This window comes from Conyzicola lurida, assembly GCF_014204935.1.
GTDB lineage: Bacteria > Actinomycetota > Actinomycetes > Actinomycetales > Microbacteriaceae > Conyzicola > Conyzicola lurida.
In genome coordinates, this window is the sequence record NZ_JACHMJ010000001.1 from 2586303 (window position 1) to 2604275 (window position 17973).

A 17973-nucleotide genomic window follows, 5' to 3' on the forward strand; every position below is an offset into this window, starting at 1 on the left:
TTATCCCGGGCTGCCGGCGCGGTATCCGACCCCGCGCACGGTCATCACGATCCTGGGGTTGTCGGGGTCGAGCTCGACCTTGGCGCGCAACCGCTGCACGTGCACGTTCACCAGCCGGGTGTCGGCCTTGTAGTGGTAGCCCCAGACCTGCTCGAGCAGCATCTCGCGGGTGAACACCTGCTGCGGCTTCAGCGCGAGCGCGAGCAGCAGCTCGAACTCGAGCGGGGTGAGGTTGATCTTGTCGGTGCCGCGCAGTACCTCGTGGCCAGCGACGTCGAGCACCAGGTCGCCGACGGCGAGCGTGCCGGTCGGGGTCTCGGGGCTCGGACGCAGGCGGGTGCGGATGCGCGCGACGAGCTCCTTGGGGTTGAACGGCTTGACGACGTAGTCGTCGGCGCCGCTCTCGAGGCCCTTGACCACGTCGGACGTGTCGCTCTTGGCGGTGAGCATGATGATCGGGATGCCGGATTCCTCACGGATCAGCGAGCAGACCTCGATGCCGTCCATACCGGGGAGCATCAGGTCGAGCAGCACCAGGTCGGGAGACGCCGTGCGGAACGCGTCGAGGGCTTCCGAGCCGTCGGCGCAGAAGGAGATGTCGAAACCCTCCGCACGCAGAACGATGCCGATCATTTCCGCGAGAGCGGTGTCGTCATCGACAACAAGAATTTTGGCGCTCATAGCCCTCTACCGTTTGTGTCTCGACAAGTGAGTAAATGCCGAAGCTTTCGCACAAGAGTAGTCGAGTGTGTCAGCATAAATGGTGCGCGCGCATTCGTACCAGCAGGGGAGAGGCACTTCACAGTGACTGAGAACAACGGCTGGCTGCCCCCGGGCGGATCCGCGGCAGGTCAGAGCCCGACTCCCGCCACACCACCCGTGCCGCCGCAGCCTCCCGCCGGCGGATACACACCGTTCGCGAGCCCCGCTTCGACGGGCCCGGCGACCGGGCCAGGGTACAACCCCCCGATAGGCTCGGCCACCGGTGGTGGCTGGACTCCCCCGCCCAAGCCCGGGCTCATCCCGCTGCGCCCCCTCGGCTTCGGCACTCTGCTCGGCGCCTCGTTCCAGGTCATCCGCCGCAACCCGCGCCCCACCTTCGGCATCGCGCTGCTGCTCAACGGTCTCGTCACCGTTCTCTTCGTGGGCGTCATCGGCGGCGTCGCCGCGCTCGCGTTCGGCCGCCTGAGCAACGCCAGCCAGCAGAACACCGACGACATCGCCGCCGGCTCGGTCGCCGCCGTCGCACTCGCCTCGCTCATTCCCATCGCGCTCTCGGTGCTCGTGGGGGCGGTGCTGCAGGGGATCATCTCGCTCGAGGTCTCCCGCGGCACGATCGGCGAGAAGCTCACCGTGCGCGGACTCTGGCGTCTCGCCAAGGGCCGGATCGGCGCGCTCATCGGCTGGTCCGCGCTCGTGACGGGCGCCGTGCTGGTGATCGTGGTGCTGCTGGCCACCGCGATCGGCCTGCTCGTGGCGTTCGGCGGATCGGCGGGAGTCGCCATCGCCGTGCTCATCGGCATCTGTGCCGGACTCGGGGCCGCCGTGCTCTGGTTCTGGATCGCCACGAAGCTCTCCCTGATCCCCAGCGTCCTGATGCTCGAGCGCACCACGCTGCGCGAAGCCGTCGCCCGCTCGTGGTCACTCACCCGCGGCTACTTCTGGAAGACCCTGGGCACCCAGCTGCTGGTCAACGTGATCGTGCAGACAGCAGCGCAGATCGTCACGTTCCCGGTCAGCCTCGTGCTCGGCTTCGGCGCCGCGCTCCTCGACCCGAACGGCGACGCGGCCGCGGGCGTCGCCTTCCTCGTGATCATCTACATCGTCACCGGCATTATCAGCCTCGTCTTCGCCGCGCTCGCCTCGGTGACCGCCTCGTCGGTGACCGCCCTCATCTACATCGACATCCGCATGCGCAAGGAAGGGCTCGACCTCGAGCTCACGCGCTTCGTCGAGGCGCGCCAGGTCGGCGACGTCGGCGTGGGCAACCCCTACCTGCCGCACGACGGGCCCGCGGCATCCACCGTCTACGGCCCGCCCTCGGCCTACGGCCCGCCGTCGACGCCGCTCCCGCCCTCCACCGAGTCGCCCTGGGCGTGACGCCGACCGTGATTCTCGCCAGCGCCGCCGCGCGCGCCCTCGGCGTGCCCGTCGACCCCGATGCCGACGAAGCGCGGCAGTGGGTGCTCGACGAGCTCGCCAAACCCGAGTACCGCGAGGCGCAGCCGACCTGGTTCGACCTGATCGCCGGGGCGATCCGTGACTGGTTCGAGTCGCTGACCTTCGGCGCAGCGGGCGGGCCTCCCGGGATCGGCGCGCTCATCGTGGTTCTCGTCGTCGCCGTGGTGCTGGTGATCGCGTTCCTCGTCTTCGGGGCACCCCGCCTGAACCGCAAGAGCACGGTCGCCGGCAGCCTGTTCGGCGAAGACGACGACCGGGATGCCGCGGCGATCCGCCGCGCGGCCGAGGAAGCCGCCCGGGCCGGCGACTACACGCTCGCGGTGGCGGAGTCGTTCCGCGCGATCGCCCGCGGCCTGGCCGAACGCACCGTGCTCACCACCACGCCCGGCACGACCGCCCACGACTTCTCGGTGCGCGCCGCGGCCGCCTTCCCCGCCTTCGACGCGCGGCTCGCCGACGCCGCCGCGGCGTTCGACGACGTGCGCTACCTCGGCGGGACCGGCGACCGGGCGCAGTACGACGCGGTCGCCGCGCTCGAGCGCGACCTGCGCTCGGCCACCCCGCTGCTCGAGACGATCCCCGTATGACCGCCGCCCCCACCCAGCGCGTGCTGACGACGAGCCCGACCGTCGTGCTGCGCCGGTCGGTCTTCTGGATCGCGGCGACCGTTTTCGCACTGGTCGTCGCCATCGTCGGCATCCTTCTCTCCGGTTCGTTCAGCCCCTCCGACCCGCTCGATTCGCAGAACCCGGCGCCCGGCGGGGCCAAGGCCCTCGCCGAGGTCCTGCGCCAGCAGGGCGTCGACGTGACCGCCACCGCCACCCTCGACGAGACCCGGGACGCGGTGGACGACGCCGCCGCGACCACCCTGTTCTTCTACGACCCGTCGGGCTACCTGGACACCGGGCAGCGCACCGAGGCGTTCGGGCTCGCGGAGCGCGTCGTCGTGGTCGACCCCGACTTCTCCACGCTGCTCGACCTCTCCCCCGACATCGCCCAGGCCGGCCAGGTCGAGGGCACCGTCGCCGCGGACTGCGCCCTGCCCGCCGCCGACAACGCCGGTTCGATCACGGTCGACGGGTTCGGCTACCGCTACACGGGCGCCGGCGACGCGGTGGAGTGCTTCGACAGCGGCGACGGCGTGCACTCGGTCGTGCAGATCGAGACGGCCACCGGGCGCGCGACCGTCGTCGGCGCGACCGCCGCGCTCAGCAACGAGAGCATCGGCAGCGTCGGCAACGCCGCCTTCGCGCTCACGTTGCTCGGCGAGAGCCCCGACCTCGTCTGGTACATCCCGACCGCCGCCGACCTCGTCTCCGAGACCACGCCCACGCTCGGCGAGCTGAGCCCCGCGTGGGTGATCCCGCTGACCAGCCTGCTGCTGCTCACCGCGATCGCCGCCGGGATCTGGCGCGGCCGCCGCTTCGGGCCGCTCGTGATCGAGAACCTGCCCGTCACCGTGCGGGCCAACGAGACGATGCAGGGCCGGGCGCGCCTCTACGAGCGCTCGTCGGCCCGGCTGCGCGCGCTCGACTCGCTACGCATCGGCGCGGTCGAGCGCATCGGCAGGCTGTGCGGACTGCCCCGCGCCGCCACCGTCGACGAAGTGATCGCCGCCGCGAGCGCCCTCACCGGCCTGCGCCAGACCGACGTGCGCCGCACCCTGCTCGACGCGGTGCCCGCCTCCGACCGCGACCTCGTCCGGCTGTCCGACGACCTGCTCACTCTCGAGCGCGCGGTCGCGGCATCCGTCACCCCCACCTAAGCCACCACCCCGATGGAAGAGAGCACCACAGGAATGGACACCACCGTTCACAGGACCGAGACCGAACTGCGCGCCGCCTTCGTACGGGTGCGTGACGAGGTCGGCAAAGCCGTCGTGGGTCAGGATGCCGCGGTGACGGGTCTGATGATCGCACTACTCGCGGGCGGCCACGTGCTGCTCGAGGGTGTGCCGGGCGTCGCCAAGACGCTCCTCGTGCGCACCCTCAGCCACACGCTGAAACTCGACACCAAGCGTGTGCAGTTCACCCCCGACCTCATGCCCGGCGACGTCACGGGTTCGCTCGTCTACGACGCGAAGCAGAGCGAGTTCGAGTTCCGGGCGGGTCCCGTGTTCACCAACATCCTGCTCGCCGACGAGATCAACCGCACGCCCCCGAAGACGCAGTCGGCGCTGCTCGAAGCGATGGAGGAGCGCCAGGTCTCGGTCGACGGTGAAAGCCGCAAGCTCCCCGTGCCGTTCATGGTCGCGGCGACGATGAACCCGATCGAGTACGAGGGCACCTACACACTGCCCGAGGCGCAGCTCGACCGCTTTATGCTCAAGCTCGTGCTCGACCTGCCCGGCCGCGAGGTCGAGGTCGAGGTGATGCGCCGGCACGCCGCCGGGTTCAACGCGCGCGATCTCGCGGGTGCCGGCGTCACCGCCGTGCTCGACGCCGAGGCACTCGCGCAGGCGCAGGCCTCGGTCGCCGCCGTGGGGGCGAGCGCCGACGTGATCGGCTACGCGGTCGACCTGTCGCGCGCCACCCGGCAGAGCCCGTCGGTGAAGCTCGGCGTGAGCCCGCGTGGCACGACCGCGCTGCTCTCCGCCGCCAAGGCCTGGGCCTGGCTCGGCGGGTCGAGCGCCATCACGCCCGACCACATCCAGGCCATGGCGCTGCCCGTCATGCGCCACCGCCTACAGCTCAAGCCGGAGGCCGAGCTCGAGGGCATCTCGGCGGACGCGATCCTGCGGTCGATCATGCAGCAGGTCCAGGTTCCCCTGTAGCCATGGCGATCAGCGGTTGGTTCGTCGCACTCCTGGCGCTCGGCATCGTGCCGGTCGTCGCCATCGGCGACCCCGTCGCGCTGCTGGTCTGGCTGGTGTTCGTGGTGCTGCTCGGCACGCTCGACCTCGTGCTCGCGGCATCCCCGCGCCGCATCACCCTCGACCGCGTGCTGCCGGGGCCGGTGCGCCTCGGCGAGACGGTCGACACAACCCTCTACCTGACCAACGCCGGCAAACGGCGGATGCGTGCCATCGTGCGGGACGGCTGGCCGCCGTCAGCGGTCGCGACCCCGACGCGCCAGAGCGTGCGCGTTCCGGTCGGCGAGCGGCGGGCGATCACGACCCGGCTCACCCCGTTCCGTCGGGGGGAACGCCGCTCGGCGCACGTGACCCTGCGCTCGTTCGGCCCGCTCGGACTCGTGGCGCGGCAGGCGTCGATCGAGGTCCCCGGCGCGATCACCGTGCTGCCGCCGTTCAACGCGCGCAAGCACCTGCCGTCGCGGCTCGCCCGCTTGCGCGAACTCGACGGCGCGACGAGCGTCATGGTGCGCGGCCAGGGCACCGAGTTCGACAGCCTGCGCGACTACGTGCGCGGCGACGACGTGCGCTCGATCGACTGGCGGGCGACCGCGCGTCACGGCGACCTCTCCGCGGGCTCCGGCCGCGGCCTCGTCGTGCGTACCTGGCGTCCCGAACGCGACCGCCGCGTGGTCATCGTCGTCGACAGCGGCCGCACCTCGGCCGCCCGCATCGACAACGAGCCACGCATCGACACGGCGTTCGAGTCGGCCCTGCTGCTCGCCGCCCTCGCGAGCCGCGCGGGCGACCGCGTCGACCTCGTCGTCTACGACCGCCGGGTGCGCGGCCGGGTGCAGGGCGCCAGCGGGCCCGAACTGCTTAACCGCATGGTGACCTCCATGGCTCCGATCGATCCCGAGCTCATCGAGATGGATTGGAGCGCCGTGCCCGGCCTCGTCCGCTCGATCACCTCGCAGCGCTCGCTCGTGGTGCTCGCGACCTCGATCGACGCCCCGGGTGCCTCGCGGGGTCTGCTCGCGGTGCTCCCCCAGCTGACGCGCCGCCACACGGTGCTGGTCTCGTCCGTGGTCGACCCGACCGTGCTCGAGGTCACCCGCGAGCGCTCGAACCGCAGCGAGGTCTACCGGGCCGCGGCCGGCGAACGGGCGTTGCTCGACATCGCGCGTGTCTCGGCCGCCATCCGCCAACTCGGCGGGGACGTCGTCACCGCCTCCCCCGCCGACCTGCCCCCGGCCCTCGCCGACCGGTACATCGCGCTGAAGGCCGCCGGGCGGCTCTGATGCGGCGGCTCTGATGCGCTGGCTCGACCGGCTGCTCGGGCGCGCCGAGTACGACTCGAGAATCGCGGACGCGTACGTCGCCCGGCGCTCTCCGCAGGCGGACGACGGGCTGCCCTTCCGCTTCCTCGTCGAGGACGTCTTCGTCATCACCGGCCGCGGCACGGTCGTCGTGGGCACCGTGCAGAGCGGCGCGGCCCGGGTCGGCGACCCCGTGCTGGTCGGCTCGACGGACTCGGTCGTCGACGGCATCGAGGTCTTCGGCTCCCGCGCCGACCAGACGATCACGGGGGAACCGGTCGGGCTGCTCCTGCGCGGGGTGACGCGCGACTCGGTCGCGCGAGGCGGGCAGGTCCTCGGCAGGTCGTGATTCGGGATGCCGCGGCCGACGCCCCGCCCGGGCCCGCGGCAGCGCGCGGTCGGCCCGTGCCGCGCGGCTCGTCCCGTCGGCGATGGGTCGCGCCCGCGGCATCCACGCGCTTAAACGACAACCGGGGACCGAGCGAGTGCTCGGTCCCCGGTCGCAGGGTTTCGACGGGCTCAACCCGCCGATCAGACGGTGCCGACGGGCTCCGCGGCCTCGTTCGGGGTCTCGCCCGAGTTGGCCAGATTGCTGCGCAGAGCCGCACCGAGGTTCGCGTCGACGTTGGTCCAGTACTGGATGGCACGCTCGCGGATCTCGGGGACGGTCGTGCCGCCCACGGCACCGGTGATGGTCTCGAGGAAGCGCGCCTTGGCGGCGTCGTCGAAGACCTCGCGGTACAGGGTCCCGGGCTGGCCGAAGTCGTCGTCCTGCGAGTGCAGGGTCGCGGCCGAGCGCACGAGCTCGCCGTCCGACTCCCAGCTGCCGACGCCCGCGCGGGCGGGGTCGGCGACGGGGCCGCCGAACGAGTTCGGCGCGTAGACCGGAGCGGAGGCGGGCTTGAAGCCGTGGCGGGCCGCCCCGTCCTGCGAGTAGTTGTGCACGGGCGACTTGGGCGCGTTCACGGGCAGCTCGTTGTAGTTCGTGCCGACGCGGTAGCGCTGCGCGTCCGGGTAGGAGAACACGCGCGCCATGAGCATCTTGTCGGGGCTGATGTCGATGCCGGGAACCGTGTTGGCGGGCGAGAACGCGGCCTGCTCGATCTGGGCGAAGAAGTTCTCCGGGTTGCGGTTGAGCGTGTGCGTTCCGACCTTGATCAGCGGGTAGTCGGCGTGCGGCCACACCTTGGTCAGGTCGAAGGGGTTGAAGCGGTAGGTCTTCGCGTCCTCGTAGGGCATGATCTGCACCGAGAGGTCCCACGACGGGAAGTTGCCGGCCTCGATCGCCTCGTAGAGGTCGCGGCGGTAGTAGTCGGCGTCGGCTCCGGCGATGCCCTCGGCCTCCGCGCCGCCCATCTCGATGTTGCCCTGGTTCGAGACGAAGTGGTACTTGACCCAGAAGCGCTCGCCCGCGGCGTTGATCCACTGGTAGGTGTGCGAGCCGAAGCCGGGCATTTCGCGCCAGGTGCGCGGCAGGCCGCGGTCGCCCATGAGGTAGGTGACCTGGTGGGCCGACTCGGGCGAGAGGGTCCAGAAGTCCCACTGCATGTCGGCGTCGCGCAGGCCCGAGCCCGGCAGGCGCTTCTGCGAGTGGATGAAGTCGGGGAACTTGATGCCGTCGCGGATGAAGAACACCGGGGTGTTGTTTCCGACGATGTCGTAGTTGCCCTCGGTCGTGTAGAACTTCACCGAGAAGCCGCGCACGTCGCGCCAGGTGTCGGGCGAACCCTGCTCGCCGGCGACGGAGGAGAAGCGCTGCAGCGTCTCGGTGCTGGCGCCCGGCTGGAAGACCGCGGCACTCGTGTAGGCCGAGACGTCGCCGGTGACGACGAAGTCGCCGAACGCGCCGCCGCCCTTGGCGTGCACGACACGCTCCGGGATGCGCTCGCGCGCGAACTGGGCCAGCTTCTCGACGAGGTAACGGTCGTGAAGCGCGGTGACGCCGTCGTTGCCCGCCGTGAGGGAATGGGCGTCGCTCGGAACCGCGGATCCGGTCTGGCTCGTCGTGTACTGGTCGGTCATTGTTCTCCTTGTGTGTGGTGCGTTGTGTTCGTCAGGAAAAGACAGGAAAGTCAGGCGGTCTGGCAGGCGGCGCAGAGACCCCAGAAGGTCACCTCGGCCGAGGCGACGGTGAACCCGGCGGTGTCGGACGGGCTGAGGCACGGCGCGTGCCCCACGACGCAGTCGACGTCGGCGACGGCGCCGCACGACGTGCAGACGATGTGGTGGTGGTTGTCGTCGACGCGCAATTCGTAGAGCGCGGCCGAGTTGGCCGGTTCGATCTTGCGCAGGATGCCGGCCGCCGTGAGGTCTCCGAGGATGTTGTGCACCGACTGGACCGAGACGCCCGCGTCGTTGGCGAGCAGCGCGCGGTGCAGACTGCCGGCGTCGCTGTGCGGCGCTTCGCCGAGGGCCGCGAGCAGAGCCACGCGCCCGGCGGTGACGCGCAGGCCGGCCTCGTGCAGCTGGTGTTCCACGGTCGTCATACGACAAGCGTAGACGTTATCGTGAACGACTCAAAATAAGGGTGGCCTTGCTTGAGTGCGCGCTCGAGGGCGGGATGACGCGGCTCAGGCCGCGATCAGCCGCTTGGCCCCGGACTCGAACTCGTCGAGATCGCCCGTGTGCCCCGCGAGGAACGCCCGTCTGCCCTGCACCCACTGGTAGACGAGGAACGCCGCGAGGGCGACCGTGCCGATGCCGATCTTGATCGGCCACGGCCAGTCCTGCCTCGTGACGAAGCCCTCGACGAGACCGGAGAGCAACAGCGCGAGCGTGAGCCCGACGGCGACCGTGAACAGCGCACGCCCGTCTTCGGCAAGCGCCTGCGCCCGGGTGCGTCCGCCCGGGGCGATCCACGACCAGGAGATGAAGATGCCCGCCGCCCCGGCGACGAAGATCGAATACAGCTCGAGCTGTCCGTGCGGAGAGATATAGAGGAAGAACACGTCGAGGCGGTCGAACTCCGCCATCATCGCACCGGTGAGCCCGAGGCTCTGCGCGTTGGTGAACATGATGTACGGAGCGAAGAAAGGGATGATGCCGAACGCCACCGACTGGGTCGCGATCCAGGCGTTGTTGGTCCAGACGTAGCCGGTGAACGCCGCCTCCGTGTTGTCGGAGTAGTAGTTGACGAAGTCCTCCATCGCGTACTGCTCGCGCGTGCTCGCCGACCCCAGGGTCTCGAGAACGAGCGGGTTCGCGGTGGCCCAGAGCCCGTAGACGACCGCGACGATCACGCTCGCGGCGCTCACCGCCAGCGACAGCCAGCGGATGCGGTACAGCGCCGCGGGCAGCTGCACGGCGAAGAACCGGATCACCTGCGCGAGCGCGTTACTCGACACCCCGGTGAACGCGAGGCGGGCGCGGGAGAGGTAGAGCGACAGCCGGTCGCCCTGCGCCGACTGCCCGGACGTCGTCGTGATCGCCGACAACTGGCTCGCACCCGACTGGTACCGGTCGATCAGCTCGTCGGCCTCGGCCCCGGTGAACCGGCGCTTCTTGCCCAGCTGGGCAAGCCGGTCCCACTCTTCGCGGTGAGCGGCTGAATAGGCGTCGAGGTCCATCTGCTTAAATGATGTCATGCCGCGCGACTCAGCGATCGACCAATCTTCGTATTCCGTGATCGACGACGCCGTCATCACCGGCGAAGCGGTCGCCCTCGACCTCAGGCCCGCGAGCTTCATCCTGCGGGCGGCGGGCGCGGCGATCGACCTGATCGCCTACCTCGGCCTGTTCGTGCTCACGGTCGTTTTCGTGTTCCCGGTCGTGATCGAGAGCCTGCGGCTGGATGACGCGCTCATCGCCGCGCTCTCGGTGGTGACGCTGGTGCTTGCCATCGTCGGGATCCCGATCGCGGTCGAGACCCTCACCCGCGGCAAGTCGCTCGGGAAGCTGGCGATCGGCGCCCGCATCGTGCGCGACGACGGCGGAGCGATCGGGTTCCGCCACTCGTTCATCCGCGCACTGCTCGGCGTGATCGAGATCTTCATGACGTTCGGCGGCATCGCCGTGGCGGTGTCGCTGCTCAACGACCGGTCGAAGCGGCTCGGCGACCTGCTCGCCGGTACCTACAGCCAGTACGAACGCGTCGGCCGCACCGACCGCCCCGTGTTCACCGTCCCTCAGCCGCTCGAGCAGTGGGCGCTCACGGCCGACGTCGCGCGGATGCCCGACCGTCTCTCCCGGCGCATCGCGCAGTTCCTCGCGCAGTCGGGCAAGCTCACCCCGCAGACCCGCGCGCGCATCAGCCGGGAGCTTGCGAACGAGGCCGCGCCGTACGTGTCGCCGCTGCCCGAGATCGACGCCGAGCTGTTCCTCGCCGGGGTCAGCGCGGTACGCCGCGACCGCGAGTACGCGGCGCTGCAGCTCGAGGCCGCCGGGCTGGACCGGCTGCGTCCGGCCCTGACCGGGCTGCCGAACGCGTTTCCCGACCGGTAGGTGCCGGCCGCGGCATCCGACCGCCCTTCGGACTACTCGCGGATCAGCGCCAGGACCGCGTCGCGGATCTCCTGCATCTTCTCCGGCGTGCCGGCTTCGACGTTGAGGCGCAGCAGCGGCTCGGTGTTCGAGGGACGCACGTTGAACCACCAGAACGGCTCGCCGCTGCCGGTGACCGTGAGTCCGTCGAACTCGTCGAGCTCGCCGAGCGAGGCGTAGGCGCTCACGATGCGCTCGTAGGCGGCGGGCACGTCGGTGACGGTCGAGTTGATCTCGCCGCTGAGCGCGTACGGGTTGTACTGCGCGGCGAACTCGGAGAGCGGCTTGTCCTGGTGACCGAACTCGGCGAGCAGGTGCATCGCGGCGAGCATGCCGTTGTCGGCGCCCCAGAAGTCGCGGAAGTAGTAGTGCGCGCTGTGCTCGCCGCCGAAGATGGCGCCGGTGGCCTTCATCTCGTCCTTGATGAGCGAGTGGCCCACGTGGGTGCGGATCGCGGTGGCGCCCGCGGCCTCGATCGTCTCGGGCACGATGTTCGAGGTGATGAGGTTGTGCAGCACGACGATGTCGAGGTCGGGCTCGAGGGCACGCACGCGGGTGATCTCGCGCAGCGCGACGATCGCGGCGACGGCCGACGGCGTGACGGCCTCGCCCTTGTCGTCGACGACGAAGCAGCGGTCGGCGTCGCCGTCGAAGGCGAGTCCGAGGTCGGCGCCGTGTTCGACGACGGCCTTCTGCAGGTCGACGATGTTCGCCGGCTCGAGCGGGTTGGCCTCGTGGTTGGGGAACGTGCCGTCGAGCTCGAAGTACATCGGGATGATCTCGATCGGCAGGGCGGCGAGTCCGGCGGCTTCGCCGAGGACGGCGGGGACCGTGAGCCCGCCCATGCCGTTGCCGGCGTCGACGACGACGCGGATCGGTCGGATGCCGCTCAGGTCGACGAGCTTGCGCAGGTAGGCCGCGTAGTCGGCGAGCACGTCGACCTCGCGGAACGCGCCGGTGGTCTCGACCTCGGCGATCCCGTCGGCGAGGTAGGCGGTGGCGCGGTCGCGGATCGCGGCGAGGCCGGTGTTCAGGCTGATGCCCTGCGCGCCGGCGCGGCTGAACTTGATGCCGTTGTAGGTGGCGGGGTTGTGGCTCGCGGTGAACATCGCGGCCGGGGCGCCGAGCGAGCCGGAGGCGAAGTAGGTCTCGTCGGTCGAGCAGAGGCCGATCGAGAGGACGTTGGCGCCGCGGGCCTGGGCGCCGCGCGCGAAGGCGGAGGCGAACTCGGGCGAGGAGTCGCGCATGTCGTGGCCCACGACGACGTCGGTACCCGCCGCGCCGATCTCGTCGACGAATCCGGCGGCGAGGGCGGAGACCACCTCGCTCGTGAGCTGGCTGCCCACGAGACCTCGGACGTCGTAGGTCTTAACGAATTGGGTCAGGTCGATCGGGGAGGAATTCACGTCCCCAAAACTACATGACGAATAACCTGCCAGCCCTGAGGCACGGACAAGCGCTCGGCGTGCTTCGTGCACAGGTCGTAGCTGTGGGGCTCGGGGCGCTGGCTCAGCGGGCCCAGAACGGCCATCGACTCGGCGTAGACGTAGGTGAGGGTCGCGATCGCGTCGTGGGTACACGCCACCTTGCTGCACTGTCGTCCGCTCATCGTGTCCCCAGCCTAGGACGACGCACCGACCTTCGCGAGCGCGTGCGCGGAATACACTGGTCAGATGGTGAAATCGCGGAGGAGCAGTACGCCGGCGTCCGAACGTGGCCGCTCCCGCGACCGTCACGGCCGCGGCATCCGTGCCGCCGTCACCGGACCGCATCTTCCCCAGCTGCGCAGCCGTCTCGACATCTTCGACATGACGATCGCCTCGACCGCCGAATACCTCAAAGAGGTCTGGCCCGAGGAGCTCGCGCGTGTCTCGTTCGAGGTCGCGGCGATGCCCGCCGAGCTCGGCGAATCGCCGGGGGTGGACCGTTGGCGGGTATTCCCGAACGAGCAGCGGGTGGCGCTCTACCGCCTGCCGATCGAGCGGCTCTCGCACCTGCACCGCCACGACGAACTGCACCGCCGCATGATGATCGAGACCTGCGTCTTCCGCGCGGTCGCCGAGCTGCTCGGCAAGGACCCCTGGGACCTCGCGCCCGACCGGTTCCGCGACCACTAGGCGCGGAGGGGTGTAGCGCTGGCGTAGCGCCGGGTGTGCACGGCGCTGAGCGTCGTCGCGCACGCTGAGGTTTGTCGCGGGCGCGCTGAGGTTTGTCGCGCACGCGGTGGCACGAACGGGCGCGTCCGCGACAAAGCACCGCGCGCACGCCGTGCACCGCGTACGCCCCCGCACAAACCACCGCGCCGGCGACGACGCTCAGCGTCGCACACCCCGCCCCCGAGACAGGGACGGGCTAGGGCAGGATCTCGATCGGGCCGGCGCTCACGGCGGGCGGCTGGATCGAATAGCCCGCCGCTCCCCCGTCGCCCGCGAAGCTGACCGCGCCGAACAGGCCCTCGGCTCCGCTCAGCTCGTAGGTCGTGCTGCCGTTGGCGACGAGCGAGACCGACGACAGCGCCTCGACCGTGAGGGTCACGTCGAAGCCGTCGTCGCGCGTGACGGTCACGTCGACCGCGTCGGACCCGGGGTTGTAGAAGTGCAGGCGCGGGTTGGGACCGGCCGAGGTCGTCACGAGGTCGGAGTCGCCGAGCTCGAGCGAGCTCGACAGCCAGGCGAGGTCGCTCGCGCCGCCCACGGGGTCGGCAGCCGGGTCGATGGCGGATGCCGCGACCGTCGACACGCGGACACCGGCGACCACCGGGACATCGGCCTCGACGCGCACGGTGTATCCGCCGTCGACGAGACCGTCCACGGGCAGGTCGTCGACGATGCCCGGTTCGAGGTCGACCGAGAACGAGTCGCCGGTGGGGGTGCCGTCGTCGGCGATGACGCTGACCTCCGCGGAGGTCGCCTCGTCGCCGGGAACGAACACCCGCACGACGGTGGCGAGGTCGTCGAAGCCGGTCTCGCCGATGCGGGTCGCGAGCTCGGCACTGCCGGCCACGCGCACGCCGGGGATGATCTGGGTCGTCGAGGGCGCGGCGGCCGCTCCGACGATGTCGACGCCGCCGGCCTCGAGGCCGCGCACGGTGGACTGCTGCAGGTTGGCGACGATCTGGCCGCCGCGGCTGACCACGTGCACGACGGGCGATGCGACGTCGGGGGCGAAACCGGCGAGCGACAGCACGCGTTGGCCGTGCGGCTGCACGACGATGCCGGTCGCGCCGGGGGCGGAGACGGCGCCGTTCTCCGAGCTGACCGCGAGCGAGACCGTTGCGACGGTGTCGCTCGGGTTCACGAGCGTGACGAGGGTCGTGCGGCCGACCGAGGTCGATCCGCCGACGAGCCACGTCTCGGTGGCGACGCCTGCGCAGTCGGTGGTGGCGAGGCCCGCGAAGTCGTCGCCCGAGACGAGCTGCGACTGGGCGGCGGCGACGAGCACGTCGTCGTCGTTCTCGCTGCCCGCGGGCGAGCTGATGAGACGGGGTGCACCGACCGTGGCCTCGGTGGCGGCGTCGTCGTCGACGGCCACCGAGGTGACCGTGCCGCCGCTCGCGCCGTACTCGACGAGGGCCGAGCCGACCGCGGACGCGGTGGTGGCGCCCTGGCCGGTCTCATCGCCGAGCCGCAGCAGCGCCCCGGGGCAGACCAGCTGCTGCGCCGTGGCGACGGGGGTCACGGTGATGGATTCGGGGGCACGGCTGACGGTGGGGATCGGCACGAAGACGGCGGCGGCGATGGCGGCGGCGGCGACCGCGAGGCCGACCGTCCCGGCGACCACGCGCACGCCCACGATGGCCACGCCGCGGGCGGTGGGCTTGCGCTTCTGCGACGGCGGGGTGTTCTCGTCCGTCGGGTAGTCGTCGCCGACCGGTTCGATGACGTCAGACATCGTCGTCCTCCTCGAACGTGTCCGCAGGTTCGTTCGGGCCGGCGGCGCGCGCACGCGGCCGGCGTCGGGATCCGGTGGGGATGGCGAGCAAGAGGGTGATCAGGAGAACGATGCCCTGCACCAGGATCACGGTCGCGCCGTAGGGGGTGCCGAGCGGGCCCGGACCCGAGGGCGCGTCGCCGGATTCGAGCGCGGAGTAGCGCCAGAGGAATCCGGTCGTCGTCTCGCCGATCGCGGTGAGCTCGGCGTTGCCGTCGAGCGCCTCGCCCGCGCGCTTACGGGTGTCCACCTCGGCGCCGCCCGTCGTGGCGTCGGGCGACAGCACGAATCCGATCTGCAGCTCCTGCAGCTCGGCCGCGGAGTCGAAGCCGCTCTGCGAGGCGAGGTTGCCCGCGAGCACGGCGAGGCGCTCCTGCTCCTCGGTCGGGTCGATTCCGGTGGAGGCGAGAGTCGACTGCGAGTCGAGGCTGGTGCCTTCGCCGCGGTGCAGCGTCGCCGCGAGGGCGCCGCTCGGTTGCGCGGTCAGTTCGAGGGTGCCGAGCGTCGGGTCGTTCGCGGCCTCGGCGGAGACGAAGGCCGGCAGCATGCGCCCGGTGCTCGCGTACACGGCGGACGTTCCGGCGATCGGCATGGCGAGCAGCGGGCCGGCGAGAACGGCGGATGCCGCGGCGACCAGCAGCGCCGGGAACACGACACCGCGGCCGAGGGCCTCGAGCGCGACCACGGCCGAACCGACGAGCCCGAGCCAGAACAGGCTGAGCCCCGCTCCCGGCCAGACGAGCACGAGCGCCTCGCCCACCGCGGAGACCTGCACGTGGGCGGCCGCGACGGCGGTGGCGAAGCCGACGAGCGCGATCACCATGGCGGGCACCGAGCGGCGCGAACCGGGGAGGAAGAGCGCGAGCAGGGCCAGCACGGCGAGCGGCGCGAGCAGGGCGGCGACGATGACGGGGGCGGCCAGCTCGGGCAGGGCGAACGCGGCGGCGATGTCGCTCCAGCCGCTGTAGCCGTTGACCGGGGAGACGAGCGCGAGCTGCCAGCCCGACTGGGTGCCGGCGACGACGGGCACACCCGGGTCGGCGGCGAGGGCGAGGGGTGTGCCGCGCAGCACCTGCTCGATGGCGAGCGGGGCGAACATCACGAGAGCCGGGATGACGATGCCGACGATCCGGTGGATGCTCTTCGGTCGCGCGATCATCAGAGCGAGCCATCCCAGCACGAGCGCGGGAATCAGCGACGGTGCGGCGGCGGCGGTCGCGGCGAACAGCAGCGCGGCCCCGGCGCCGGCCGACCAGCTGCGCGGCGCGTTGAGCAGTGTCAGCACGAGCCAGGGCAGCAGCAGGTGCGCGATGACCGCTCCGAGGTGTCCCCCGTTGAGCGCCGTGAGGAACGGCGGGGCGAGCGCCCAGAGCACGGCGGCGATCGCGGGCGCCCAAGCGCGCTGGGCGAAGCGGGCGGCGCACCACCACGCGCCGAGAGCGGCGAGCGGCAGCGCGACGGCGTAGAGGACGACGACGCTCAGCGAGGGCGCCCAGAAGGTGAGCGTGCCGAGGATGGCGACGAGGAAGGCGAACGGGTCGGCGGCGCCGACGAATCCGGCCCCGACCTCGCGCCAGCCGTAGCCGACGTTCGCCCACAGTTCGGTGAAGGTGGCACTCAGCGGAGCGAGGCCTCCCCCGCTCACGGCAGCGGCGCCGAGCAACGGGCTGAAGGCGACGGCACCGATCGCGGCGGTGAGGAGAACCGTCCAGGCGCCGCCGTGGGAGAGGAAGCTGAGCCGGGTCGTGTCGGCGCCGCCGTCCTCCTGGGTTTGCGGCGCGGCGCGGATCGCGTGCTGGTTGGCCCGCAGCTCGCGCACCTCGCGGGGCGGCAGACGCAGCGGGGCGATCGTGCCCCACCCGAGCGAGCGCGTGCGGCGCAGCCGTGTGCGGGCGGGCATCACGCGGGAGGTGAACGCCGCCGCGAAGGCTGCGGAGATTTCCCCGGGAATGAGGCTGGCGCGCTTGCCGACGAGGTGCCAGAGCGAGCGCAGCACGGCGATCGGCAGCAGCGAGAGCCAGTGCAGCGGCACGGCGACGGCCGGCGCGTAGACGAGGCGGCGGTGCAGCTGGGCCTTGCGGCGCAGGGCGTTGGTGGCACGGGCGGTCAGCGCGTCGCGGCCGAACTGCTCGGGCGGCCCCGCGCTGGCGACCGTGGCGGTCGGCACACCGACGACGCGGTGACCGGCCAGGCGCACGCGCACGCAGAAGTCGAGAGCGGCGTCGGCGCTGGGCAGTGCGGGGTCGAACCCGCCGAGGGCGGTCCAGACCTTCTCGCGCACCAGCATGCCGTTCGCCGATACGCCGAGCATGTCGTTGTGACGGTCGTGCTGGGCTTGGTCGAGTTCGCCGGTGACGAGGGAGATCGAGGCACCGAACCGCGTGAGCGTCTCGCCGTAGGCTTCGATGACGTCGCCGCTGTCCCAGCGCATGAGCTTCGGGCCGGCGACGGCGACCGACGGCGCGATCTCGAGCGCGGCGAGCATGGACGAGAGCGCGTCGGGCGAGGGGGCGCTGTCGTGGCCGAGAAGCCAGAGCCAGGTGTCGTCGGCGTTCTCGGAACCCGCGACCCTCAGCCCCTCGGCGACGGCCGAGCCGAAGCTGCGCGCACTGTCGACGCGCACGAAGGTGGTGGGACCGCCGTCGGCGAGCAGCGCGCCCGACGCGTCGGTCGAACCATCGTCGACGAACACGGTGGAATCGGGGCGCCGGGTCTGACGGGCGATCGCCGAGAGGGTTCGCGGAAGGAACTCCGCCCCGTTTCGGGCGACCAGTATCGCTGTAACTCTCGCTTGCATCGTGGCGAGCCTAGATCGCCCGGGGCGATGCGCGGCACAGACACGCGCCTAAGCACAGCACTCACAGGAAGCGGAGGCTGCCCCAGAGAGAGGGGTAGAGCTGAGTTCTAGCTAGCCCTGAGTTCTAGCTAGCCCTGAGTTCTCGCTAGCTCTACGCGCGCTTGCGCAGTTTGCGGCGCTCGCGCTCGGAGAGCCCGCCCCAGATGCCGAACCGCTCGTCGTTCTCGAGGGCGTATTCGAGGCAGTCGGCGCGGACCTCGCACGAGCCGCAGATCTTTTTGGCTTCGCGGGTCGACCCGCCCTTTTCGGGGAAGAACGCCTCGGGGTCGGTCTGCGCGCAGAGAGAGTCGGTCTGCCAGGCGAGAGGGTTCTCCTCGACGTCGGCCTTGCGGACTCCCGGAACGCCGAGACGTACCGGGTCGACGAACCAGTCGTCTGGAACACTGGCGCGATATTCGCTGTTCGCCATGTTCTAC

At 71.1% G+C, this 17973-nt stretch carries 17 protein-coding genes; 8 read left to right on the top strand and 9 right to left on the bottom strand.

Features of this window, described 5'->3' with window-relative positions; all coding sequences use genetic code 11:
* Positions 1 to 681 carry an MtrAB system response regulator MtrA gene (mtrA, locus tag HD599_RS12640; protein WP_184238105.1) on the bottom strand — a complete coding sequence of 227 codons (681 nt, stop codon included), beginning with the start codon at positions 679 to 681 and terminating at the stop codon, positions 1 to 3.
* A 123-nt stretch (positions 682 to 804) separates the two neighbouring features.
* Between mtrA and HD599_RS12645 the strand changes: the two genes are divergently transcribed.
* From HD599_RS12645 to HD599_RS12670, 6 genes are read left to right on the top strand one after another with little or no spacing between them, the layout of a single operon-like run.
* Positions 805 to 2100 carry a glycerophosphoryl diester phosphodiesterase membrane domain-containing protein gene (locus tag HD599_RS12645; protein WP_221420502.1) on the top strand — a complete coding sequence of 432 codons (1296 nt, stop codon included), beginning with the start codon at positions 805 to 807 and terminating at the stop codon, positions 2098 to 2100.
* Positions 2097 to 2768, top strand: a complete 672-nt coding sequence (locus tag HD599_RS12650) for a DUF4129 domain-containing protein (protein ID WP_184238107.1) — start codon at positions 2097 to 2099, stop codon at positions 2766 to 2768. The genes HD599_RS12645 and HD599_RS12650 overlap by 4 nt, the downstream gene beginning before the upstream one ends.
* Entirely contained in the window at positions 2765 to 3946 is a 1182-nt protein-coding gene (locus HD599_RS12655; protein ID WP_184238109.1) for a DUF4350 domain-containing protein, read from the top strand. The genes HD599_RS12650 and HD599_RS12655 overlap by 4 nt, the downstream gene beginning before the upstream one ends.
* Before the next feature lie 33 nt (positions 3947 to 3979).
* On the top strand, positions 3980 to 4954 hold the full coding sequence (locus tag HD599_RS12660; RefSeq protein WP_221420503.1) for an AAA family ATPase: 975 nt from the start codon (positions 3980 to 3982) through the stop codon (positions 4952 to 4954).
* A 2-nt stretch (positions 4955 to 4956) separates the two neighbouring features.
* Positions 4957 to 6273: a DUF58 domain-containing protein gene (locus tag HD599_RS12665; RefSeq protein ID WP_184238113.1), complete on the top strand. Its 1317-nt coding sequence runs from the start codon at positions 4957 to 4959 to the stop codon at positions 6271 to 6273.
* Positions 6274 to 6286: 13 nt separating this feature from the next.
* On the top strand, positions 6287 to 6640 hold the full coding sequence (locus HD599_RS12670) for an EF-Tu/IF-2/RF-3 family GTPase (protein ID WP_184238116.1): 354 nt from the start codon (positions 6287 to 6289) through the stop codon (positions 6638 to 6640).
* A 182-nt stretch (positions 6641 to 6822) separates the two neighbouring features.
* On the opposite strand, the gene HD599_RS12675 is transcribed toward HD599_RS12670, so the two are convergent.
* From HD599_RS12675 to HD599_RS12685, 3 genes are all read right to left on the bottom strand, one after another.
* Positions 6823 to 8313 carry a catalase gene (locus HD599_RS12675; protein WP_184238118.1) on the bottom strand — a complete coding sequence of 497 codons (1491 nt, stop codon included), beginning with the start codon at positions 8311 to 8313 and terminating at the stop codon, positions 6823 to 6825.
* A 50-nt stretch (positions 8314 to 8363) separates the two neighbouring features.
* Positions 8364 to 8777 (bottom strand): Fur family transcriptional regulator, encoded by a 414-nt coding sequence (locus HD599_RS12680; RefSeq protein ID WP_184238120.1) that lies wholly within the window; start codon positions 8775 to 8777, stop codon positions 8364 to 8366.
* 84 nt (positions 8778 to 8861) lie between these two features.
* Positions 8862 to 9857, bottom strand: coding sequence for a stage II sporulation protein M (locus tag HD599_RS12685; RefSeq protein WP_184240608.1), 996 nt, complete (start codon positions 9855 to 9857; stop codon positions 8862 to 8864).
* Positions 9858 to 9873: 16 nt separating this feature from the next.
* On the opposite strand from HD599_RS12685, the gene HD599_RS12690 reads away from it, so the two are divergent.
* Complete coding sequence (locus HD599_RS12690; protein ID WP_184238122.1) at positions 9874 to 10731, top strand: RDD family protein; 858 nt, start codon at positions 9874 to 9876, stop codon at positions 10729 to 10731.
* 32 nt (positions 10732 to 10763) lie between these two features.
* Here HD599_RS12690 and HD599_RS12695 read toward each other — a convergent pair whose 3' ends face one another.
* Positions 10764 to 12176 (bottom strand): phosphomannomutase/phosphoglucomutase, encoded by a 1413-nt coding sequence (locus HD599_RS12695; protein ID WP_184238124.1) that lies wholly within the window; start codon positions 12174 to 12176, stop codon positions 10764 to 10766.
* Positions 12173 to 12379 carry a DUF3499 family protein gene (locus tag HD599_RS12700; RefSeq protein ID WP_184238126.1) on the bottom strand — a complete coding sequence of 69 codons (207 nt, stop codon included), beginning with the start codon at positions 12377 to 12379 and terminating at the stop codon, positions 12173 to 12175. The genes HD599_RS12695 and HD599_RS12700 overlap by 4 nt, the downstream gene beginning before the upstream one ends.
* A 64-nt stretch (positions 12380 to 12443) precedes the next feature.
* Here HD599_RS12700 and HD599_RS12705 point away from each other — a divergent pair, with 64 nt between their 5' ends.
* Positions 12444 to 12887, top strand: coding sequence for a metallopeptidase family protein (locus HD599_RS12705; RefSeq protein WP_184238128.1), 444 nt, complete (start codon positions 12444 to 12446; stop codon positions 12885 to 12887).
* A 235-nt stretch (positions 12888 to 13122) separates the two neighbouring features.
* Here HD599_RS12705 and HD599_RS12710 read toward each other — a convergent pair whose 3' ends face one another.
* From HD599_RS12710 to HD599_RS12720, 3 genes are all read right to left on the bottom strand, one after another.
* On the bottom strand, positions 13123 to 14661 hold the full coding sequence (locus HD599_RS12710; RefSeq protein ID WP_184238130.1) for a DUF5719 family protein: 1539 nt from the start codon (positions 14659 to 14661) through the stop codon (positions 13123 to 13125).
* Positions 14654 to 17497 carry a glycosyltransferase family 2 protein gene (locus HD599_RS12715; RefSeq protein WP_184238132.1) on the bottom strand — a complete coding sequence of 948 codons (2844 nt, stop codon included), beginning with the start codon at positions 17495 to 17497 and terminating at the stop codon, positions 14654 to 14656. Before HD599_RS12715 ends, HD599_RS12710 begins: the two co-directional genes overlap by 8 nt.
* A gap of 151 nt (positions 17498 to 17648) precedes the next feature.
* Positions 17649 to 17966: a WhiB family transcriptional regulator gene (locus HD599_RS12720; RefSeq protein WP_184238134.1), complete on the bottom strand. Its 318-nt coding sequence runs from the start codon at positions 17964 to 17966 to the stop codon at positions 17649 to 17651.
* Positions 17967 to 17973: the final 7 nt, after the last annotated feature.